A 25179-nucleotide genomic window follows, 5' to 3' on the forward strand; every position below is an offset into this window, starting at 1 on the left:
AACAGTAATGACAATTGAGATAAAAGTTCCGGTTCTACCTGAGTCAGTTGCCGATGCCACCATTGCAACCTGGCACGTAAAGGCCGGTGACGCAGTTAAACGAGACCAGAACCTGGTTGATATTGAAACTGATAAAGTGGTTTTAGAAGTTGTGGCGCCAGCGGACGGTACAATTGGTGAGATCCTAAACGAAGAGGGTGCAACTGTTTTAGGCGAGCAAGTTATTGCTAAACTAGAAAAGGGCGGTGCGGCTGCACCGGCTGAAGCTAAAACAGAAAGCAAAGCGAAAGACGATTCTAAATCAGATGCGGCTCCAGCGGCTTCTGGAAAAACTTCTGATGTTAAAGTACCAGTACTTCCAGAATCTGTAGCTGACGCAACTATTGCTACATGGCACGTTGCTGTAGGTGAAGCAGTTTCTCGCGACCAAAACTTGGTTGATATCGAAACTGATAAAGTCGTACTTGAAGTTGTTGCTCCTGCAGATGGTTCTCTTGCTGAGATCATTGCAGAAGAAGGCGCGACTGTAACTGCTGAAGAAGTCATTGCAAAATTTGTAGAAGGTGCAGCAAGCGGTGCTTCTGCTCCAGCAGCGTCAAGCGAAAGCGATGACAGTGACGACAGTAGCGATGCGCTTAGCCCATCGGTACGTCGTTTACTCGCTGAAAAAGGCGTTGACGCAGCTAAAGTGAAAGGCACAGGTAAAAACGGCCGTATCACCAAAGAGGACGTTGAAAAATACCTTAAAGGTGGCGACAGCTCAGCGAAGGCAGCGCCTGCTTCGACTGAATCTGTATCAGCAGAATTGCCAACAGGCAACCGTACTGAGAAGCGCGTTCCTATGACGCGTCTTCGTAAGACCATTGCCAATCGTCTTCTAGAAGCGAAGAACTCTACGGCAATGTTAACGACGTTTAACGAAGTTAACATGAAGCCAATTATGGATCTTCGTAAACAGTATCAAGACAGCTTCGAGAAGCGCCACGGTATTCGCCTTGGTTTCATGTCTTTCTATGTGAAAGCGGTAACTGAAGCCCTTAAGCGTTTCCCTGAAGTTAATGCGTCAATCGACGGTGATGACATTGTTTATCACAATTACTTCGACGTATCGATTGCTGTTTCTACACCGCGTGGCCTTGTTACACCAGTACTTAAAGATACTGACACACTAGGCATGGCAGGTGTTGAAAAAGGAATTAAGGAACTAGCACTTAAAGGCCGTGACGGTAAGCTGTCATTGGCTGAACTACAAGGTGGTAACTTCACAATTACCAACGGTGGTGTGTTTGGTTCACTAATGTCTACACCAATCATTAACCCGCCACAAAGCGCAATTCTTGGTATGCACAAAATCCAAGATCGCCCAATGGCTGTTAATGGCAAAGTAGAAATTCTACCAATGATGTACCTAGCGCTTTCTTATGACCACCGTATTATCGATGGTAAAGAATCAGTAGGGTTCTTGGTAACCGTTAAAGAGATGCTTGAAGATCCAACACGTCTACTTCTAGACGTATAAGACTTTCGTCTCACGGAATTGTGGTTAGGCGCTTTGCTTGTGTTATCTTGCTTAGCGCCTAACGCAACGCTGATATTTGCCCTATAATATCAGTCAAACTAATCAAGTCGCATTTGCGGCTTTTGTCTTACTAAAAATCGGATAGAAACACCATGAATTTGCATGAATACCAAGGTAAGCAGCTATTCAAAGAATACGGTTTGCCTGTTTCTGAAGGATACGCAGCAGACACTGCTCAAGGTGCTGTAGAAGCCGCTGACCGAATCGGCGGAGAAGAGTGGGTAGTTAAGTGTCAGGTACACGCGGGCGGTCGCGGTAAAGCTGGCGGTGTAAAGCTAGTTAAAAACAAAGACGACATTCGCGCTTTCGCTGAAAACTGGCTTGGCAAAAATTTGGTGACTTTCCAGACTGACGAAAACGGTCAGCCTGTGAGCAAAATCCTTGTTGAATCTTGCACAGATATCGCTAACGAGCTTTACCTTGGTGCAGTAGTTGACCGTACAACCCGTCGCGTTGTATTTATGGCATCTACTGAAGGTGGCGTTGAGATTGAAACTGTTGCAGAAGAAACGCCAGAGAAAATTCTTAAAGCTGAAATCGACCCAATCGTTGGTCCTCAGCCTTACCAAGCGCGCGAAATGGCGTTTAAACTTGGTCTTTCTGGCGTTCAAATCAAGCAATTCACTCAAATTTTCCTTGGCCTAGCTAAGATGTTTGAAGAACTTGATGTTGCCCTAATCGAAATTAACCCGCTAGTTATCAAAACTGACGGTAACCTACACTGCCTAGATGCAAAAGTAGGTATCGATGGAAACGCACTTTATCGACAGCCTAAGCTGAAAGATATGCAAGATCCTTCACAAGAAGATGCGCGTGAAGCTCACGCAGCTCAGTGGGAACTGAACTACGTAGCACTAGACGGTAACGTAGGTTGTATGGTTAACGGTGCAGGCCTTGCAATGGGTACCATGGACATCGTAAACCTACACGGTGGCAAGCCAGCTAACTTCCTAGACGTTGGTGGCGGCGCAACGAAAGAGCGTGTTGCTGAAGCTTTCAAAATCATCCTTTCTGATGACAATGTTAAAGCGGTATTGGTTAACATCTTCGGTGGTATCGTTCGCTGTGACATGATCGCTGAAGGTATTATCGGTGCAGTTAAAGAAGTTGGCGTTAAAGTGCCGGTCGTTGTGCGCCTTGAAGGTACCAATGCAGAACTAGGCCGTGAGGTTCTAGCGAACTCAGGTCTTGATATCATCGCTGCTGAATCGCTAACTGATGCAGCACAGAAAGTTGTTGCTGCAGCGGAGGGCAAATAATGTCTGTATTAATTAATAAAGATACTAAAGTAATTTGTCAGGGTTTCACTGGCGGTCAGGGTACATTCCACTCTGAGCAAGCAATTGCTTACGGTACGCAAATGGTTGGTGGTGTAACACCAGGCAAGGGCGGCACTGAACACCTAGGTCTTCCAGTATTTAATACTGTACGTGAAGCGGTAGAAGCAACTGGCGCAACTGCAACAGTAATCTACGTACCAGCTCCTTTCTGTAAAGATTCAATCGTTGAAGCTGCAGATGCGGGTATCGAGCTAATCGTATGTATCACTGAAGGTATCCCAACGCTAGACATGCTTTACGTTAAAGAATACGTTGAAGCAAAAGGCGTTCGCATGATTGGTCCAAACTGCCCAGGTGTTATCACTCCTGGCGAGTGTAAGATTGGTATCATGCCTGGTCACATTCACAAGCCTGGTAAAGTAGGTATTGTTTCTCGCTCTGGTACACTTACGTACGAAGCAGTTAAACAAACTACTGACGAAGGTTTCGGCCAGTCTACTTGTGTTGGTATCGGTGGTGACCCAATTCCTGGTTCAAACTTCATCGACATCCTTCAGATGTTCCAAGACGATCCACAAACTGAAGCTATCGTAATGATCGGTGAGATCGGCGGTACTGCAGAAGAAGAAGCGGCTGCGTTCATTAAAGAGAATGTAACTAAGCCAGTTGTTTCTTACATTGCTGGTGTTACTGCTCCTCCGGGTAAGCGTATGGGTCACGCTGGTGCAATCATCGCAGGCGGTAAAGGTACTGCTGATGAGAAATTCAAAGCACTAGAAGACGCAGGCGTTAAGACTGTACGTTCACTTGCTGATATCGGTAAAGCGCTTCGCGAGACTACAGGTTGGTAAGGTAACGCTTAACAATTTTGTGATAAAAGCCCGCATTAAGCGGGCTTTTTTGTGCGCGAGTATTAACAACTTCCTAGAAAAAATGTAAAAAAAATTACAACTTATTGCTTTAAAAGCCCCGTTTAATCTATTTTGTGTTGTTAAATTACATAATATTCTGAACATTCTTTGTTAATAGTGTGTTGCATATATTTTATTGAATACGTATGCAGGCAATTGTGCAAACCTTGGCTCCTCTATAGCATTGTCCCCGTGAGATGTATTGTCATTTAATTGTCATAAGAACAACAAAAAGACAACAACTATAACTGTATGGGACACCCGTTTTATGAAACAATTTAAACCCAACCTTATTAAAGCTGCGCTTTTTACAGGCGGTATGGCTTTTGGTAGTTCGCCAGCGTTCGCGCAAGATGCAAATACTGATGCTGTTGATGAAGCAAATCTTGAAGTAATTCAAGTTAGCGGTATTCGCGGCAGCTTACAGCGTGCTCAAGCAATCAAAATGGATAACACCTCAATTGTTGAAGCGTTATCAGCAGAAGATATTGGTAAGCTACCAGATACCAGTATTGCAGAATCAATCGCACGTCTTCCTGGTGTAACTGGTGAACGTCGTAACGGTCGTACAAGTGGAATCTCTGTTCGTGGTTTTAACGAGAACTACGTTGGTACGTCACTGAACGGTCGTGAACTTCTAGGTATGGGTGATAACCGTGGGGTTGAGTTTGACCTTTATCCAACGGAAATCATTTCAAACATTCTGGTATACAAAACACCAGAAGCGGGCATGACTACCCAAAATATCGGTGGTTCAATTGATCTTCAAACGGTTAAGCCTCTAACGGCAGAAAGTACGTTTACCGTAAACGGCACGTTCGAGAAAAATGCTGAGGACTCTCCAAACCCAGATTTTGATAACGATGGTCACCGAATTTCTGTAAACTTCGTCGACCAGTTTGCCAACGATACAATTGGTTTAGCGTTGACAGTTGCAAGCATGGAATCTCCTCGTCAAGAGCAGCACCTGAGAATTTGGGGTTATCCTGAAGTTGGTCTAGACAATCCTCGTCGTGACCTTGATCCCGTAGACGTTCCGGAAGGAACAGTGGTGCTTGGCGGCCATGATTCATTTCAGCGTTCCGCAATGCTAGAACGAGACTCGTTTGCCGCTGTTGTAGAGTGGGCGCCGACTGATAAATTAAATGTTCAGCTTGATGCGCTTTACATTGATTTTGTTGAAAACGATGTGCGTCGTGGTCTTGAAGAAGGTGGTGCTGAGTGGAGCTCCAATACCTACACAGTTACTGGCGTAGAGAATGGCTTGGTAACTAGCGGTGAATTCGACGGTTTCTATAGTGTTGTACGTAACGATGCTCGTCGCCAAGAAGCGGACCTTACTACTATTGGTATTAACGCTGAGTATCAAATTAATGATTCTTGGACGCTAGAAGTCGATTATTCAACAGGCAAAGTTGAAAAAGAAATTATTGAGGTTGAGAGTTATTCTGGTGTTGGTCGTGCAGGGATTGACGGACGTCCCCTTACTGCACGCAGTTGGGAAATGACGTCGACAGGCGTACTGTTTTCTGACCACCCAACCATTGCGCCAGTAGACCTTACAGATCCATCACTCATCAGTTTAGCTGGACCGCAAGCTTGGGGAGCACCACCTTTACTAGAGTCTAATGGACAAGACGGCTTCGTAAACCAACCGCTTTTTGAAGAAGAGCTTGATACCCTTCGTTTCGACGTTAAAGGTTATGTTGAGTGGGGCGTTGTAACGGGCCTTTCTGCAGGTGTTGTTTACTCTGACCGCTCAAAATCTAAAGATAACAATGGTGCATATCTTACAGCGCCTTCCTATCCAGATGATGCAGCAATTCCTGATGTACTTGGTGTAACTAACCTTAATTTTATCGGCATTAATGGTGTACTTGCATATGACTCACTGGCGTTATATGAAAGTGGTTACTATATTGAAAACGATGCGAGCCGTGTTCAAAATGACCGTCTAGGTGATACTTACACAGTTGATGAAGAACTACTCACTTTATACACCAAACTAGACCTAGAGATGGAATTTGGTGATATTTGGATACGCGGTAACGTAGGCCTGCAAGTAGTAAGTGCGGATCAAGAATCTACAGGCTTTTCTACTACATCAGATACAGTAGGGTACACTATTGCAAACCCTATATCGGGTGGCACAGACTATACAGATGTGCTTCCAACACTTAATTTATCTGCAGAAGTTGCTGAAGGTCAATTCGTACGCTTGGGCTTAAGCAAAGTAATTTCTCGCCCTCGTATGGATGATATGCGTCCAAATACACAAGTTACATTTGCTTTCAATGACGGACAAATTACTAGCGATAGCCTTGAAAATGGCCCATGGAGTGGTAGTGCGGGCAACCCTGAGCTGCGACCTCTTGAGGCAAATCAATTCGACTTGGCGTACGAAAACTACTTTGCCGATACGGGTTATGTGGCTGTGTCTTTCTTCTATAAGGATATAAAAAACTGGCATCGCGACACTTCAATTGTAGAAGACTTTAGTGAATTTTATATTCCAGATTTGCACAAAGGCTCTGAAGGTCAAACTCCAGTGTTATTTGAGGGGCAGGTCAATCGAGTATTAGATGGTTTCGAGGGGTTTGTGCGTGGTTACGAACTTCAAGGTTCACTACCCTTTGACATGATCCACAATTCACTTGAAGGTTTTGGCTTGTTCGCGAGTGCAACCTTCATGGACGGTGAAGTTGACCCGGCTCCTGGCCAAACTGAAACTCGTATTCCTGGCTTGTCTGAAGAGTCGTACAGTATGACTTTCTTTTATGAAAATGCTGGCTTTGAGTTCCGTTTGGCTGCAACAAAACGTGACCAGTTCTTGACTGAGGAAAGAGGTACAAGTCTTGCGCTTGTTGATGCAACAAAGCAAGGCGGTACGCTCGTAGATGCTCAAATTGGTTATGACTTTAGCGAATCTGGTATCGAATATTTAGAAGGTCTGCGCGTTACATTACAAGCGCAGAACCTGACAGATGAAGATGATGTTCAAGCTTCAGCTACTGACGATCGTCAAATTACCCAGTTCCAAACATACGGAACTAACTACCTATTAGGGTTTAACTACAAGTTCTAATTGTTACATGTGTGTAAAGCCACCAGCTGCTTTATTTTTTAGCTTGTGCTAAAAAAGAGAGCAAATGGTGGCTTTTCTTTTTGTATGAAAGGAACTTTTCGATAATTTTGTTAAGCATTGCGAGACGTTTATGCAAGACCCTCATAATAATCCAGTAAAGCGTGTTGTGATTGCCGGTGGTGGAACGGCAGGCTGGTTAGCGGCATCATTAATGAAAAAAATATTAGGTAAAGCCGTTGATATCACGTTGGTTGAATCTGAAGCGATTGGTACAGTAGGTGTCGGCGAAGCTACCATTCCCCCAATACGCCTAGTCAACCAAGTGTTGGGCATCGACGATGCCCAGTTTATTCATGACACCAAAGCGACAATAAAGCTTGCTATACGGTTTGAAAATTGGAAAAAGAAGGGCGAAAGCTACTACCACACCTTTGGTGCTCCGGGCAAAGGCATGGCGTTTTGTCATTTTCATCATTACTGGATAAAAGCGCGGCAGCAAGGACTGAAAAACGATATATGGGACTTCGATCTCAATTATCACGCAGCCGAAGCGGGAAAATTTGCACAGATAAACGCCAAGGACCCAGTAGTCGAGCTACCTTTCGCTTATCATTTTGACGCCAGTTTATATGCCGAGTATCTACGAAAACTCAGTGAAGTTATGGGAGTTGTGCGTTTAGAAGGTAAAATTTCACGTGTTCAACGCTGTATCGACAGTGGCTTTATTCAAGCACTACATTTAGAAAGTGGAGAAGCAGTAGAAGGAGACTTATTTGTTGATTGTACGGGTTTCAAAGGCTTACTGATAGAAGGCGCGCTGGGTGCTGGTTACGATGATTGGTCACACTTGCTCCCTTGTGATAGTGCTCTTGCTGTACCGTCTGAACGATACGATAAAACGGCGCCATATACGCGCTCCATAGCCCACGACGCGGGTTGGCAGTGGCGAATTCCATTGCAGCATAGGAATGGAAATGGCCACGTATATAGCTCGCGCTATATTAGTGATGACAAAGCCTGCGATACTTTAATGTCTAATCTAGACACTAAGCCGCTAGGCGACCCCAAACTCATTAAGTTCACAACCGGAAGAAGACGCAAGCAGTGGTATAAAAACGTTGTGGCAGTGGGCCTATCAAGCGGGTTTTTAGAGCCCCTTGAATCTACCAGTATTCACCTAATTCAATCTGCAGTAGTTCGCTTAATTCAGCTATTTCCGCACAACGGATTTGCGCCAAGTTTGGAAGCCGAATATAACAAGCAGTCTGAATTAGAATTTGAACAAATTCGAGACTTCCTTGTTCTGCACTACACCGTTAATGAGAGAACTGATAGCGCGTTTTTCAATGATATGCGACATATCACTTTGCCTGACTCCCTTGCGCACAAAATAGCGTTATTCAAAGAAAGCGGAAATTTACTTCGCGAACAAAACGATTTATTCCTAGAGAGTTCGTGGCTTCAGGTATTGTACGGGCAGGGTATTACCCCAAAAGATTATCACGGACTAGTAAACAGTATTCCTGAGTCACGGTTAAATCAAATGTTGACAAGCTTATTGGAAATTAAAAAAGAGCCGATCGCTAAATTACCAAGTCATGATGAATATATTAACGGCATGGTGGCAAAGCATCAGCGTACGCTGAAGTAAACATTGAGGTGAGGGGCTCAGAACGTTTTCATTGCTTAGTTTTAAGTGTATAGATTTTGAAAAGCAGCTTAATGGCTGCTTTTTTTGTTTCCTTACATTGTTTACTCCTTATTAGACAAATGTTTTATAGATTAATTAACAATATGTTGCGTACATGTAAATGAATACGTATGCATAGCATTGCTCCCTTTTTATACAAAACAGTAGTATTTGGTATTCCATAAGAGGCATTTTTGGGTGTGGTAGTCCTAAGAGTGTCGATAATAAACAAGGGATGGGACACCGATGAAAACATTCAAACCCAGCACGATCATGGCGGCCTTGATTAGCAGTGGGGTGGCATTTAGCGCACTTCCACTCTATGCCCAAGAGTCTCCAGACACCTCAATAGATGAAGTAGAACAGCCACAAGACGATACCTTAGAGCGTATAGAAGTGCGTGGTTTCAGTACAAGCTTAATCCAATCACTCAACCAGAAACGCTTTTCTGATACGGTTTCCGAACAAATATCTGCAGACGATTTGGGCGGGCTTCCCGATGTATCTATGGCAGATGCACTGACACGCTTGCCGGGTATTTCTGCGGTAAGAACCGGGGGACAAGCCGCGCAGATAAACATTCGTGGTCTATCCGGTGATTTTGTGTTTTCTACATTAAACGGTAGAGAGCAGGTATCGACCAGCGGAAGTCGCGCCATCGAGTTTGACCAATACCCGTCTGAACTTATTAGTGAAGCGGCAGTGTACAAGTCGCCTAAGGCATCGTTAATTGAAGGCGGCATAGCGGGTACGGTAGAACTTAAAACTGCATCGCCCCTCGCTATTGAAGAGCAGCATAAATTCAGCGCCAACATGCGTGGCATGTACAACGATAGAGCGTCAGAGGTGAGTGATGCTACAGAATATGGACATAGACTGAGTTTTTCCTATCAGGGTAAGTTTTTAGACGATACGCTAGGTGTATCACTAGGTTATGCCCGTCTATTCCAACCGAGCGTTTCTACTCAGTTCATTGGTTTAGCTTATAATGGTCAAGTTGATGTAGACGGACTTGAAGGTGATACAGATGGGCCAGCAGATTGCCCCAATTGTGAACTCATTTCAGAAGGCTTTGAAATGCAGCACAAGGGCGGGGAAGAGACTCGTGATGGATACGTCGCTGCGTTTGAATGGGTACCTATCGATACCTTTACGTTAAAAGCTGATGCTTTTATCTCGAAATTTGACTCCGAAGCCTTTGCGCGCGGCTTTCGCGTTAAGTTAGGTGGAATAAACGCTGGTATAACTAACCCTGTAGTTGTAAATAACAGCGTAATTGGCGGCACATTTTCTCGTACAGACAGCAGCTTTACCCGTGTTGAGTTGGTAAACGACGATAACCAAGATTTCGACAGTGTTACTAACTTAGGCGTAAACGCAAGTTGGGAGATATCGCCAGATTTAGCGGTACAGTTTGACGTATCCCGTTCAAGTGCTGAAAGTGATTTTAGAAACGGCTTGCTGTGGTCACTTGTTGGCGAAGACGCAACAGCGGCAACCCCGGTGTTTGATGAAAATATTCAAATATCCTATTTGCTTAACGGTTTGAACCTGCCCGATATTGGATTTAACCAGACAGGCGCCTTTACTGATTTAGATCGCGTCATGGTAAGTAAATACGGTATTTATCCGTATGAAAACAAAGATGAGTTAGACGCGTATCGCGTAGACTTCCAATATTATCTCGATGTGCCTATCATTTCTGGCTTTGAATTCGGCTATCGTTATTCAGACCGGGAGTACAACAACGATCGCTCTGTCTTTGAATACGGAAACGACAGTGCCTTTTCAGTGAGCGAGCCGCCGCTTCGGCTAACGTCTGACATGGTCGAGCAAGTTGACTGGAGTGGTGACTTTGGCTACTTCCCAAGTTATCTTTCTGTTGACCTAAACAGTGCACTCAGTGCATGGTTCCCGGGCGGTAGGCCTCAGCCTGTTCAAACATGGGGGCCAGGCGCAGCTGGTGTTATTAATGGGCCTGGAACAGGACCCGCTACAGCGTGGACGCTGCAAGAAAGTGGAGATGTATTTGAAACGGTAAACTCGGCCTATTTAATGGCTAAGATCAATTCCGAAATAGGCAGTATTCCTGTTACGGGAAATGTGGGTTTTCGTTACGTTAAAAGTAAACAGAGCTCAACTACGCTGCAGCGTGCTACACAGCTAATTCAAGACCTAGAAACAGGCACATCAGTCGAAGTTAGCGATCCTATCGCAGGTGCGCAAAACATTACAGACGATGTTGGGCTAATCAACAACTTCTATCGACCAGCTTTGATAAGTCATGAGTATTCAGACGTACTGCCCTCTATCAATTTGAACTTTAAACTTACTGATGACACACAGCTTCGTGTAGCGGCAGCAAAGGTGATGGGGAGAGCGCCAATAAACCGCTTTGCCGCGAATGCATCTACTACCATTGAAACGGTTACCGCTTTCCAAGACAGGGATTCAGGAGAAATTACGCTCTCTGACCCAACAGCACGAGTAAGCGGTAATGCCCGTAACAGCCCTTACTTAGAGCCGTTTTATGCAACGCAGTACGACGTGTCATGGGAATACTATTTCTCGGATACGGAAGGTGCGCTGATTGTTGCTGGATTTTACAAAGACATTGAGTCGTTTGTAGAAGACATTGAAATTGAGCCCTATGATTTTAAAGCTAATGGCATTGTTATTCCTGACAATGTAAGCGTGCCGGTTTACTTAACGCCAGAATTTACAGGGCAAGAAGCTGAACTCGCGCGTGATGCAAATGGCGATCCCATCTTTATTACCGTTCCTACTGAAAATGGGAGTTACAGTACAGCGGTAAATAACGCTGAAGGCGGCTATATTCGCGGTCTGGAAATCGCCTACACGCAAATTTACAGCATGCTGCCTGGCATGTGGTCAGGTTTAGGTGTTAGCGCTAGTTACTCTTACACCGAAAGTGAAATTCAGCGCACGCTAGGGGACAACGTCTACGCCGCTAATTTACCCGGGCTTTCTGAAAATGTTGCCACGTTAACCGTGTTTTGGGAATACGAAGGCTTTGAAACTCGTCTGTCTAGCCGATATCGCGACGCGTTTGTTTCGCAGCAGGTCGCAGTTAACGACCAGGTGGTAAATTTTGATGAAGAACTGGTAATTGATTATCAAGCCTCATACGAGGTCAACGATAATTGGAGCGTACTGTTTCAGGTGAATAACCTCACCGACGAGCCAACGAAGAGCTATTTCTCGTCAGAAGAGCAAACCGGCACTATTCAATACTTTGGCACGCAATATTACCTAGGGATGACATACCAACTATGAAAAACACCATCTTAGGTAATTTATTTAGCGCCGCGAACGAATATTCGGTTGCCAAAAATAGCGAAAATTTTCAGGAGAATTCTATGTTTACTAAAAAAAGAGTAGTGCGTGCTGCGTTGCTCCTGGTAGGCGTATACACACTTGTAGGTTGTGGAGGCTCGGGTGTTGAGTCAGGCACTAATGACCTCTTGACCTGTGAGGTCCCGAATGTACCTAATGCAGCAGGTACGGCCTGTGTACCACCACCACCCATCCAATGTGAAGCGCCGCTTGTTCCTAATGAAGCCAATGATGCTTGCGTAGCTGGTGCTGACCCAAGTTTACCTGCCCCCGTTTTTACCCCGTCGCCTAACCAAGCTGTGCTTTACTATAATCGCGCGGCAGTGGATGCGGATAATTCTAGTAATGATATCAGTTATGAAGGGTGGAGACTGCATACGTGGAACAATGATGAATGTGATGCCTATGCCGACGCAGACACGGATTGGGCCAATGGACGCATTCATAGCGGCATCGATCCAAACTATGGAGCATATTGGATTTTAGATCTTAAAGAAGGGTACGGTAGCTGCCACAATTTCATTATTCACAAAGGTACTGATGACGCTGGTAAAGAAATGGGAGGCGGTGACTTCCAAGGTTCGCTAGTGCAAAATGACGACACATTTGTACGGATGAATTTTACCCTTTCTGGCGAGCCAACTATATTTGAGTTTCCTATTATGTCGCTTGGCCCTCAACCTGTTGATATAGAGGGCTTTGGTGCGCATTGGCTAGATAAAAACACTATTATATGGGACGTACCTGACACCGTTTCTGAAGTAAAGCTTCACTATTCAGCGCAGGCCGACTTAGAGAGCACGCTGGAAGAGGGGATCAACGGCACTCAGGTATCGTTAATGAGTACAACACTTACCGAGGAGCAAACTACCCGAGCGCCTCACCTGTCTGGCAAGCAAGCATGGGAAGGCGGCTGGACTGTTGAAGATGCCAAAACGGTATTGACGACACAAGCAGTAGTAGGGGGTTATGATGCTGATGGTGCGCTTGTAGCAGCAACAGGCATCCAATTAGCTAATGCTATTGATGCCCTGTACACCTTAGGGGAAGACGATGCCGACGAAGCACACCTTGGCGGCATTTACACAGACGCGGGTATTACCGCTGCGCTTTGGGCGCCTACTGCTTCGAATGTCGACCTTTTACTTTATAACGACAACAAGACATTAAATCAGCGTATTGAAATGGTTCGTGACGATACCTCAGGGGTTTGGCGCTACGAAGGTGATATGTCGCTTGACCGTCAGCTTTATCGTTATGAAGTTACTGTTTATCATCCTATTACGGGCAAAATAGAGACACTGCTTGTAACAGACCCATATTCTGCATCATTAACCACAAACGGCCGTTTCTCTCGCTTTGTAAATCTAGCCGACGATGATTTAAAACCTGAAGGGTGGGATACTCACACCATTCCGACGGTAGAAAATTATGAAGATGCGGTTATTTATGAAGGCCACATACGTGACTTCAGTGTACGTGATATGTCTACGTCTGAAGAAAATAGAGGCAAATACCTTGCCTTTACTGAAGAGAACACGGCACCGGTTGCACACCTTAAAAAGCTTGTAGAAGCAGGGCTTACCTATTTCCATATACTTCCAGCAAATGACATTGCAACCATCGATGAGGATCCGACAAAAACGGTAGATTTATACGATACGGTAGGCAAACTGTGTCGCTTAAATAGCAATGCTGCTGTATGTGAAGAAGAAAGCGCTGATGCACTGCTAATTGACGTTTACAACGGTTACGATCCTTTATCTCAAGCGGGTAAAGCACAGCAGTTGACTAATGATTTACGCAGTCTAGATACATTTAACTGGGGCTATGATCCTCATCACTTTAACGCGCCGGAAGGTAGCTATGCGTCGAGTGCAGAGGGTGTAGAACGCATTGTGGAAATGCGCGCCATGATCCAAGCACTTCACGAGATGGGGCTTCGAGTTGCATTAGACGTTGTTTACAACCATACCAATGCATCGGGTGTTTTCAACAAGTCTGTTCTAGACAAAGCAGTACCGGGTTATTACCATCGTTACGAGGTGGATACTGGGGATATAGTGCGCGAAACCTGCTGCGATGACACTGAACCTCGCAATGTCATGATGGAAAAGTTCATGAAAGATTCGTTGCTTATGTGGACTGAACACTATAAGTATGATGCTTTCCGTTTCGATATCATGAGCCAAGCCACAAAAGATTCTATGGTACGCTTGCGTGACGCAGTCCAAGCTATTGATGCTGACAACTATTTTTACGGTGAAGGTTGGACGAGAATAGACCGCGGTTACGAGCAAGCGAACCAGCTCAATATGGCTGGCACTGAGATTGGTACTTTTAACGACCGTATTCGTGAGGCTATTCGTCAGGGGGCTATTTTCAGACCGGAAGATGATGGGCTATTGAGCGCGCAAGACCGTGTAAAAATGGGCATGATAGGCACATTGAAAGACTATGTTTTAGAAACGTCTTCAGGAAGTGCAGGCGCAACCAGTAACCTAGGGGGCTACGCTGAAGATCCTGCCGATATTATTAACTATGTGTCAAAGCACGATAATGAAACACTCTGGGACCAATTAAACTATACGCTTCCACAAGATATTACTCTAGAACAGCGGGTACGTGCCCAAAATGTGGCCATGGGTATCAACCTTGTGTCTCAGGGCATTCCATTTTTACAGATGGGCGGCGACATGCTTCGCTCTAAATCAATGGACAGAGACACCTATGACTCTGGGGATTGGTTCAATTATGTTGATTTCACTTATGAAACTAATAACTGGAACGTAGGGTTACCACTTGCGTCAGTAAATGAAGCAAAATGGGAAGAGATGGGCAACTTTATCTACAGCCCTGATCGCGCAGTATCAACGTCAGATATTATGTTTGCCTCTGATGTGTTTGCAGAGTTGCTAAACATTCGTATGACAAGCCCATTGTTTCGATTGACCACCGCTGAAGACATTATCGATCGTATTGGTTTCCATAATATCGGTGAGCGCCAGCAGCGTGGCCTTATTGCGATGAGTATTGATGACGGCGTATCGGAAAATAGCGATACGTCTCGACAAGACTTAGACATCATGAATGATGCGATTATGGTGCTAGTGAATACGGGATATGAAGAGAAGTCTATCACGGTAAACACAGCAACAGGCTTTTCGCTTCACGCCACACAAATGAATTCTGTCGATGCTGCGGTACGCGGCGCCACATTTGTAGAAGGTGAAGATGGTAATGGAACCTTTACCGTTCCTGCGCTCACCATTGCTGTGTTCGTAAAACCACAGTCTGGAGCCCAAGGTTATGGTCTTTCAGCGTTTGCTACGTCGGGTGCGCCTGATGTTGTGCCTTACGGTGATACCGTTGCTTACCTCCGTGGAGACATGAACGGCTGGTCAACGGATGATGCATTTACCTATCAAGGTGACGGTATTTATACCACTACTGCTGTGCTTGAAGGTGGTGTTACATATGGATTCAAATTCGCATCTGAAGATTGGAGCACGGTGAACTTTGGCGCAGTAGATGGTGAAGAAAATACAGTAATAGCGGGTGAAGATAAGGTTCTGGCACGTACTAATACTAACTTGTCCTTTACTCCTTCCATTAGCGCTACATATCTGTTTACCGTCGACGCCACTGACAGTGAAGCACCAATCTTAATGGTCGAAAACGAAGAGCCCTATGTTGGTACACCGGTGTATCTTCGTGGTGCAATGAACGGTTGGGGGACAGATGAGGAGTTGGTGTACCAAGGCGGGCGCATTTACACCTTCGCTCGTGATATTGAGCCAGGTACTTACGAATTTAAAGTGGCTTCAGAAGACTGGAATACCGTGAATTTTGGTGCATTCTCAGCTGATGACGCGGATCGAAACCTGGCTCCAAGTCAAACTCTAGGTCTCGCTGCAACTAACGATAACCTTATCTTGAACATTGAAACAGCAGATCGCTATGTGTTCGTATTCAACGTAACTGATATAGATGCACCAACCATTGGTGTATTTAAAGAAGCGTTTTGGGGCGACACTCAAGTCTATATCCGTGGTGGCATGAATGGCTGGGGAGCGGTCGACCTTTTTGAATATCAAGGAGATAGTGTTTATAGCGTTGATATTGAGTTAAGCGCTGGTAGTGTTGAATTCAAAGTCGCTTCTGAAGACTGGTCGTCGGTAAACCTCGGTAACCCAAACGACGCAGCAAGCAACGTAGTAACGCCTAGCGAGCCGAAAATACTTGGCGCGAGTAACAATAATTTGATGATTGATGTTGCGGAGTCTGGACTATATGAGTTCAAGGTGTCAGGGCCTGATGGTAACGCGCCTGCGTTAACGGTTACGAAAAAGTAAGTGCGATTGGCCCTAGTCAGGTCAATTTCAAAAACAAAAAATTTCAAAAACCGCGCTTTAGTACGCGGTTTTTTTGTATTTGGCACATCTCTTGATTCCGATGTAGTATGACCCTACTTGAAGAGGTCATACCAGAGCGGTAAATTGATTCAAAAGGAGATGAAAATGAAAAGTGCACTTGTTGTTGAAGGTGGCGCGATGCGCGGAGTTTTTGCAGCAGGCGTGCTAGATAAGTTCATGGAGCACGACTACCATTCGTTTGATTTTGCGATTGGTGTTTCAGCCGGGGCAACAAATCTTTCAACCTATGTGTCGAAAATGCACGGGTTAAGTAAAACCATCATCACGCAATATGCTACCAAGAGGGAATTTTTTAGCCCACTTCGCTTTATAAAAGGGGGGCACATGACTGATGTCCACTGGCTGTGGCATCACTCTAAACAGTCCATGAATATTCCTGCGCCAGGCGAGAAAAGTAGCATGCCACTTTATGTGGGTATTACTAATGCAGAGTCGGGTGAGTGTGAATATATACAAGCCACTAAAGATAATGTAGATGATTTAATGGTCGCGTCTTGTGCGTTGCCAACTGCATACCGCGACGAAATTTCAATCAACGGCACGCGATACTTGGATGGGGGCGTGGCTGATGCAATACCTGCTATTCAAGCATATAAAATGGGGGCGAAGGATATTACGGTCATCCTTTCTCAACCGTTAGGGTTTACAAAACCAGAAGTAAAGTCTGTATGGCTGATGCAGAAGATGTATGGTAGTCAGCCTGCGCTTTTGGAGAAAATGTTGCAGCGAGCTGCAATCTACAACGATACGCTAGATTTTCTTAACAACCCTCCTAGTGATTGTTCCATTCACGTAATTGCCCCTGATAAAGCTTTTTGTGTTAAGCGTCTAACTATGGACAAGAAGAAGTTGTTGCGGGGCTACGGGCAGGGAAGACGCATGGCAAGACGTTATCTAAAAGGTTGTTCCGAAAACGCAATGGAAAAACAACGTAAAACCGCTTAATTGTTAGACTGATCTTCCCCTCTCTGCATAAAGCCTGTATGCAAATCGCAACAAAAGCAGTATGAAGCTTGGTTTATTGCCAAGCTTTTCTTTTGCTTATAAGAAAAGATTATAATTCAATGGGTTACAGTGTCACAAATTCGCAACAGTTTAGCCTTGTCTTATTGATTTCACTCCTGGTGACGGTGTCATAAATGGTCATTTGCTCTTAATTTATCGCTGTGATTTTTACCCTTTTTTGAAAAAATTGCCATGTTTTCTTCTTGGTTAACAACTTGAAAGAAATAACATTTTTCTAGTTTACGAAAAAATGTATGTAAACTTTGCAGGAAATGTGCAATATTTTCATTCGATTGGTCTGCATCTTGCTGAACATCTTGTTGAAAGAATCGCATTTAATAATGTTTTTTTAGCGCAACGAAAGTTGATGAAGGTTCATTTTTTCAATTTTAGCTCCTGTTTAAAGTAGGGCGTGAGAAAATGACCAAACTGTCACACGTTGTTAAAAAATAAAAATTATAATTTACTATGTTTTAAGTCAGCAAATTAAGACCAAAGCCAACTCGCAGTGTTACAGTGTGAATTAGGTGCTTGTGACTTTTAGACAAATATAATCATACTAATTGTTAGTTTACGCTAACCTGTCTAGCACCGTGGTAATATCAAACAAAAACTAAAATAAACATAAATTTAAACGTGCAAATTGCGAATCAGAAAGTTTCAATTGGGTTAGTAAACCCAAAAAATCCGGTGAATGTTGCTTCTATACTGCGAGCTGCAGGTTGCTATGGTGTGGCCAGTGTTTTTTATACTGGTCAGAGATATCGATTTGCTAAAGATTTTAATGCAGATACTAAGGCATTCCATAAAGTCATACCGACCATTGGCGTCGACGATTTAAAAGAGGCTGTGCCTGAAGGTGCGTCTGTTGTTGCGGTTGAATTGGTAGAAGGTGCTACGCCTCTTCCTATATTCGAGCACCCAAATAATGCGTTTTACTTGTTAGGTCCTGAAGATGGCAGTATTGGTGACGAGATTTTGTCCTGGTGTGACCATGTTGTCTATGTACCTACTTATTCATGCATGAACTTAGCGGCTACAGCGAATGTGCTGCTGTATGACCGCCTATCAAAGTCTGATTATGTAAGTGGCGATGCACTTATCAGACAAAGTAGAGATACGAATAATAAAACTAAGATTAAATAGTAATTAACTAAGGCTGTCGTTGCGAACAGGAAGTTACCCACAAGCCTAATAATAAAGTAAATTAGGGGAGCTTTGCGTTGAAGATGAGAACAATGAGCGCAGTTCGAGCGCTTAATGGCGCAGTGTCTAACAAACTGGGTCGACTACCACAAACATTTTCTAGGGTCTTGCCTCGTCGTTTTTCACTTGAAGAGAGTATTTCTAATTTCTTCTTTAGCCGTTACGAACTTGTGATTGCTAACGAAGAAAGCGAAAAGCAGGTGAGTTATAAAACACGGCATAAAGTGTATTGTGAGGAAATGAACTTTGAACAGAAAAATGCTACGTCATTAGAAAAAGATAAGTTCGATGATCGCGCGATAAATTGCTACATCAAGCATTTGCCAACAGGAGAGTGTGCAGGCACGATCAGGTTGGTCATGCCAACTGAAGCCGGTCTGGCATTACCACTAGAAGAAAAATGTGCCGAGGTTATTGGGGATGGTACGTTGCTACCTTCAAATTTGTCGCCACAAAGTGTTTGTGAAATTTCTCGTCTTGCAATACCAAGAGAATTTAGATTGCGACAGTTACGTTCTAAAATTCTACCCGCTGAAAAAATAGAAAAAGTTAAACAGAAGAAAAATGTCCCATTTAACGTAGAGCATTTTCCATATCTTTCAATTGCGCTTTATTTGATGGCAACAAGTGTATGTCTGCATTTAAACGTAAAGCACGCATACGTTCTCATGGAACCGAAATTAGCAAGACGAATGAAGGCATTCGGTATCCATTTCAGCCCGGTTGGTGAAGCTATTGAATTTAATGGTAAACGAGTGCCTTATAGACTCTCATCCCATACTTTGTTTGAAGATTTGGCTCAACCTTTGAAAGGTTTCCATAGAAAAATTCATACAGAACTTTATAGCGCACTACAGGCTATGGGCGATGTGGCAGTTCCCTCTATTCAACATACACAGAAACCACTTCGTATAGCTCATGCGGCGTAAGGCCTTGCAACAATAAATACAAAGCCGCCTAATGAGGCGGTTTTTTTTAACGTTTGAATACGTATGCATGTTTTTTAACATCCAGTTAACGCGTATCCTATTGGCATAGTTTACGTTTATCACAATGATTATCATGTCAAATTTCCTATTCCGTTACTCTCTTAAACCTTTGTCTGTTGCTATGCTTTCAATGGGGGTAATAGCGTGTTCAGAACCATCACCTTCTGTGAACAATCAAAATTCAGTGAGCAAAGAGGCGAGTCATTCAGTGCTTGGTCAGAGCGGCGGTACGTCAAACTTAAGTAATACGACTGATAGGGAAGGAAAGCCTGTGGTCTATCAGGTCTTCACCCGACTTTTTGGAAATACAAATTCGAACAATAAGCCTTGGGGCACCATTTCACAGAATGGCGTAGGTAAATTTAGCGACTTTACCCCAGAGGCACTTACAGCAATAAAGTCTTTGGGAACTAGCCACGTTTGGTATACCGGCGTGCCGCATCACGCAGTGATTAACGACTACACAGATTACGGTATTTCAAATGATGATCCAGATGTAGTTAAAGGGCGAGCAGGGTCTCCCTATGCAGTGAAGGATTACTATAACGTTAACCCAGACCTTGCTGATGACCCTGCGAAACGACTCGAAGAGTTCGAAGCGTTAATAGCGAGAACGCATGCGGCAGGAATGAAGGTGATTATTGATATCGTGCCTAACCATGTTGCCCGTAACTACCATTCGCTTTCTGCACCTGAAGGCGTTAGTGATTTCGGCGCGCACGACGACACGTCTGTTGAATACGCCCGCGATAACAACTTTTACTATGTAGTGGGTGAAGCTTTTCAAGTGCCCACCGCTGATAACTATCAAACTTTGGGTGGCGAAGCACACCCGTTGGCAGACGGTAAGTTTGATGAGTTTCCTGCAAAATGGACGGGGAATGGCGCAAGAGCGGCGCAGCCTGATATAAACGATTGGTACGAAACGGTAAAAGTGAATTATGGTGTTAAACCAGATGGTACTTATGATTTTCCTATTTTACCCGAAGCGTACAGTGACAAAACTATTGAAGAACATGCTGCTTTTTGGGCAGGCAAAGACGTTCCAGATTCGTGGTATAAATTCAGAGATATTGCGCATTATTGGATAGACAAGGGCGTTGACGGCTTCCGTTACGACATGGCTGAAATGGTTCCGGTAGAGTTTTGGTCGTTTCTAAATAGCAGTATTAAACAAAAAGCGCCAGATGCATTCTTGTTAGCAGAAGTCTATCAGCCAGATAAATATCGTGCGTATATACACAAGGGTAAAATGGACTACCTCTACGATAAGGTGGGCTTTTACGACACACTAAAAACTATCATGCAGGGTAATGGAGACGTTAGCCAACTGGTTGCTACTCATAATGAAATCAGTGATATCGCCCCGCATATGCTTCATTTTTTAGAAAATCACGATGAGCAACGTATCGCCAACCCTGACTTCGCCGGTAGCGCCTTAAAAGGCAAGCCAGCGTTAGCAGTAAGTGCACTTATCAGCAGTTCGCCTACGCTATTGTATTTTGGTCAAGATGTGGGTGAAGACGGTAGCGAAGAGACAGGTTTCGGAGACCCGACGCGTACGTCAATTTTCGATTATGTAGGCGTTCCTGCCCATCAGCGTTTTATGAACGAAGGCAAATTTGATGCAGGGAAATCTACCGAAGAAGAAAAAGAACTCCACAATTTCTACAAAGACGTGATGGCAATTGCTGCCACTAACCCAGCAATTACAGGTAAATACCAAAGCCTTCATGCGCTGAATCTTGATGTATCAGATTCGGCCTACAGTGAGCAGCAGTTTGCTTTCATTCGTGCTAAACAAGACCATGGCTTTGTGGTAGTGGCTAACTTCAGCGATAAGCCTACTGCGCTGGTGAAATTTAGCGTGCCATCTGAGGTCTTAGGGGATGATAACGAAAACATCACGCTGAAACCTCTGTTATCTCATCAAGCCTTAACACTGGAAAAAGATGGTGTTAACTACAAAGCATCGTTTTCAATGGAAGGGCTCGAAACCAAAGTGTTCGCCTTTTAAGCCTCTTTTTACATTAAAACTGTTAGTTAACGCGAAACACCATGTTTTTTTACATGGTGTTTCGTGAATACGTATGCAGAGCATTGGTCAGATAGACCTAGCAAGGTAGTATCTCATCACCATCTTGTACTTAACGTATTTTTAACATGGGGTTGAAGTGCTTAAACGTAACAGTGTAACTAATGCCGGTAGCCGAATAAAAACATTCAAGCAACAGTGCGCGACTCCGCTGCTTATCGGCTGTATCACAACATTCCCAGTGTTTTCAGTTCAGTCTTCAATAAACAAAGGCATTGAAGTTTACCCGCCAAATTGGTGGGTAGGTATGCAAAATAGTAACGTTGAATTGATGATTTATGGCGATGATGTTGCTGATGATACTGTTTCAGTGGCGAAAGGCGATGTGATTATTAAACATAGCCAAGCCCTTGATAGTGAAAATTATCTTTTTATAACGCTAGATACCTCGAAGGCAAGTGCACAAGAGTTAGTCATAAAGCTTACTGACAGCGATGGTTCAATTCGTGATTTCTCGTATGAGTTGAAGGAACGAGCACAAGGCTCAGCATCACGAGAAGGCTTCGGGCCTGCCGATGCTATTTATCTTATCGCTCCCGACCGATTTGCCAATGGTAAAAAAGAAAATGATAACGTCGAGGGTTATGGCGACCCAGCTGACCGCTCATTTAAGGGGGGGCGCCACGGTGGCGATATTCAAGGTATCGTAGATAGCTTAGACTACATTAGGGATATGGGCTTTACCCAAATTTGGACCATGCCCATGCTTGAAAATGCCATGGACAAGTATAGCTATCATGGTTATTCCACTACAGACTACTACAAAATAGATCCCAGGTTTGGTTCCAATGACGAATTTATCGCGTTAAGTGCTGAAGCAAAAAACAAGGGTGTCGGTATAATAATGGATATGGTACTCAACCATATTGGCAGTAACCATTTATGGATGAAAGATACGCCGTCACACGACTGGATCAATAATAACGGTAAGTTTATAGGCACGAGTCACAAGCGCGCAGCGCTTCACGACCCTCACGCCATAGCGAGCGATATCAAAGGGTTTAGTGACGGTTGGTTTGTACCAACCATGCCAGACTTAAATCAGCGCAATCCCCATTTAGCCAACTACCTTATTCAGCAGGCGATATGGTGGGTAGAAACCGCGGGTCTTAGCGGGATACGTGTGGATACCTATTCTTATCCCGATAAGGCGTTTTTGAGCCAATGGACAAGTCGAATAATGAATGAGTATCCGAATTTCAATATAGTAGGGGAAGAGTGGTCGGTCAACCCTGCAATTACGGCGTATTGGCAGGCAGGTAGCCATCGCCACGATGATTACGATAGCGCATTACCGTCGGTGATGGACTTCCCGCTTCAAACAGCTGTAGTTAAAGCCTTGAGTAGCGACGAAAGTTGGAATTCTGGTTTTATTTCCGTATATGAAACCTTAGCCACTGACTTCCTGTATGGCGACCCTAATAATCTAGTGATCTTTCCTGATAATCACGACATGAGTCGCATCTTTACTCAGCTCGATCACAATAAAAACAAGTGGAATATGGCAATGACGCTATTACTCACTACGCGCGGTATTCCGCAAGTCTTTTATGGCACAGAGATTTTGATGGGCAATAAAGGCAGCGATGACCACGGTATTATTCGCGCTGACTTTCCAGGCGGGTGGCCTTCAGATAGTGATAAAAATGCGTTTACAGGCCACGGCTTAACGGACGACGAACGTTGGGCACAGCAGCGTATAAAAGCGTTACTTCAATTGCGTCAATCGCATCCTTCACAGTTTAAAGGCCTGCTTAAGCATTATGCACCTGAAAATGGGGTTTATACCTATATTCGTGAAACCGATAAGAATGAAGTAGGCACTGCCAGAAAGGCAAATACTACGCAGTCCGAAAAAATCATGGTCATTTTAAACAAAAAGGCTGTCAAACTGTCTTTCAGCAAGTATGCAGAGGTATTGAGTAACAACCAGACATTAACGCGACTGAGCGATGGAAAGTCTTTTGTGGCGACGGATACCTTGGACTTACCTGCAATGTCAGCCAGTGTTTTCATCGTTCAATAACCGTATTAATTATAGTAAAACAATAAATAGAGCAAAATATGCAAGCAACTCAACCACGCCTTTCTTTCTGGCAAATATGGAACGTCAGCTTTGGCTTTCTAGGTGTTCAATTTGGCTTTGCACTGCAAAACGCAAACGTAAGCCGCATTCTTTCTGATTTAGGGGCTGATCTTCACTCGCTATCTCTATTTTGGCTTGTCGCGCCGATCATGGGGTTAATCGTTCAACCAATTGTTGGGTCAGCATCTGACAGAACGTGGAATCGATTAGGTCGTCGTCGTCCGTTTATTCTGGCGGGGGCTATTGCTGCGGTGCTGGGCATGATTTTACTGCCGAATGCCCCCATTTTTGTTGCCTTCTTAGCTCCTATGATTATGGGGGCATTAATGGTTGCGTTGATGGATGCATCGTTTAACGTATGTTTCCAACCGTTTCGTTCATTGGTGTCTGACATGGTACCGCCGTCACAACGTAACGTGGGTTATTCGATTCAGTCGCTACTGATTAATATCGGTGCGGTTATCGGCTCTATTTTACCATTTGTATTAACCAATGTTATCGGTCTAGAAAATACGGCACAAATGGGTGAAGTTGCACCTTCTGTTGTGTGGGCATTCTATATCGGCGCTACCGTACTGCTTGGAACGGTCATTTGGACAGTACTTCGTACCAAAGAATACGCACCAGACGAATACCACCGTTATAAAGGTCTTACTGAAGAAGTACAAACAACTGTCAAAGCGCCAAAAGCACCGCTTAGACAACGCTTAAGTGAGTTTTTCACTTTAGTGAAAGATATGCCAAAAACGATGAAACAGTTGGCTGTTGTTCAGTTTTTCTCTTGGTTTGCGCTCTTTATTATGTGGGTTTATACCACACCTGCAATTACACAGCACGTTTGGAATGTCGATAAGCAGTGGTTTGACCCAGCGTATATTGCTGCAGCGCCCATGGTGCCTGAAACCATTATTATGGCTAAAGGTGCCGCTGGTGACTGGGTAGGCATCTTATTCGCTGCATACTCGGTGTTCGCCGCTATTTTCTCCATCTTTTTAGCAAAACTTGCTGATAAGTTTGGCCGCAAAATTGTGTACGCGTCGTCTTTAGCGCTAGGTGGCCTAAGCTATGTAAGCTTTTTGCTGTTCCAAGACCTGACAATGGTAAATGTAAACTTATTGATTACTGAAGTAACAGTACCGCTGGGCGCAGTAAAGCTGTTAATTCCTATGATCGGTGTAGGTATTGCGTGGGCTGCTATTCTTGCTATGCCTTACGCTATGCTAGCCGGCGCGTTACCTGCAAATAAAACGGGCGTTTACATGGGTATTTTCAATTTTACCGTTGCTGCGCCACAAATTGTGTCTGGCCTAACGGCGGGTTGGATCTTAAGTAGCGTATTCGATAATGACGCAAAATACATTATCGTCGTTGCGGGTGTGTCTATGTTAATTGGCGCTGTGTCGGTGTTTTTCGTAAAAGAAGCCGACAAGCAAGAACTTGAAGTTGCGCAGGGAGCTTAA

13 protein-coding genes are annotated in these 25179 nt (G+C 44.2%); all 13 read left to right on the top strand.

Translation table 11 applies throughout. The features are described 5' to 3' along the window. Positions 1-7 precede the first annotated feature (7 nt). The 13 genes from odhB (at position 8) to V7R42_RS12490 (ending at position 25179) form a co-directional block, all read left to right on the top strand. Entirely contained in the window at positions 8-1519 is a 1512-nt protein-coding gene (gene odhB, locus V7R42_RS12430; protein ID WP_334020573.1) for a 2-oxoglutarate dehydrogenase complex dihydrolipoyllysine-residue succinyltransferase, read from the top strand. Between the two features lie 152 nt (positions 1520-1671). Further along, positions 1672-2838, top strand: coding sequence for an ADP-forming succinate--CoA ligase subunit beta (sucC, locus tag V7R42_RS12435; RefSeq protein ID WP_334020574.1), 1167 nt, complete (start codon positions 1672-1674; stop codon positions 2836-2838). Next, positions 2838-3710 (top strand): succinate--CoA ligase subunit alpha, encoded by an 873-nt coding sequence (gene sucD, locus V7R42_RS12440; RefSeq protein ID WP_334020575.1) that lies wholly within the window; start codon positions 2838-2840, stop codon positions 3708-3710. Before sucC ends, sucD begins: the two co-directional genes overlap by 1 nt. Before the next feature lie 328 nt (positions 3711-4038). Further along, positions 4039-6855 carry a TonB-dependent receptor gene (locus V7R42_RS12445; protein WP_334020576.1) on the top strand — a complete coding sequence of 939 codons (2817 nt, stop codon included), beginning with the start codon at positions 4039-4041 and terminating at the stop codon, positions 6853-6855. A 130-nt stretch (positions 6856-6985) separates the two neighbouring features. Then, positions 6986-8506: a tryptophan halogenase family protein gene (locus V7R42_RS12450; protein ID WP_334020577.1), complete on the top strand. Its 1521-nt coding sequence runs from the start codon at positions 6986-6988 to the stop codon at positions 8504-8506. 285 nt (positions 8507-8791) lie between these two features. Further along, positions 8792-11842, top strand: coding sequence for a TonB-dependent receptor (locus tag V7R42_RS12455; RefSeq protein WP_334020578.1), 3051 nt, complete (start codon positions 8792-8794; stop codon positions 11840-11842). Positions 11843-11925: 83 nt separating this feature from the next. After that, positions 11926-16257, top strand: coding sequence for a pullulanase-type alpha-1,6-glucosidase (gene pulA, locus V7R42_RS12460; RefSeq protein WP_334020579.1), 4332 nt, complete (start codon positions 11926-11928; stop codon positions 16255-16257). Between the two features lie 165 nt (positions 16258-16422). After that, positions 16423-17283, top strand: coding sequence for a patatin-like phospholipase family protein (locus tag V7R42_RS12465; RefSeq protein WP_334020581.1), 861 nt, complete (start codon positions 16423-16425; stop codon positions 17281-17283). Between the two features lie 696 nt (positions 17284-17979). Continuing rightward, positions 17980-18489: an RNA methyltransferase gene (locus V7R42_RS12470; protein ID WP_334020582.1), complete on the top strand. Its 510-nt coding sequence runs from the start codon at positions 17980-17982 to the stop codon at positions 18487-18489. 92 nt (positions 18490-18581) lie between these two features. Next, positions 18582-19478, top strand: coding sequence for a PEP-CTERM/exosortase system-associated acyltransferase (locus V7R42_RS12475; protein WP_334020583.1), 897 nt, complete (start codon positions 18582-18584; stop codon positions 19476-19478). 124 nt (positions 19479-19602) lie between these two features. After that, positions 19603-21555 carry an alpha-amylase family glycosyl hydrolase gene (locus V7R42_RS12480; RefSeq protein ID WP_334020584.1) on the top strand — a complete coding sequence of 651 codons (1953 nt, stop codon included), beginning with the start codon at positions 19603-19605 and terminating at the stop codon, positions 21553-21555. Positions 21556-21712: 157 nt separating this feature from the next. Continuing rightward, on the top strand, positions 21713-23659 hold the full coding sequence (locus tag V7R42_RS12485; protein ID WP_334020585.1) for a glycoside hydrolase family 13 protein: 1947 nt from the start codon (positions 21713-21715) through the stop codon (positions 23657-23659). Positions 23660-23697: 38 nt separating this feature from the next. Continuing rightward, positions 23698-25179, top strand: coding sequence for an MFS transporter (locus V7R42_RS12490; RefSeq protein WP_334020586.1), 1482 nt, complete (start codon positions 23698-23700; stop codon positions 25177-25179).

It is taken from the genome of Alteromonas sp. S015, assembly GCF_036864485.1.
Lineage (GTDB): Bacteria > Pseudomonadota > Gammaproteobacteria > Enterobacterales > Alteromonadaceae > Alteromonas.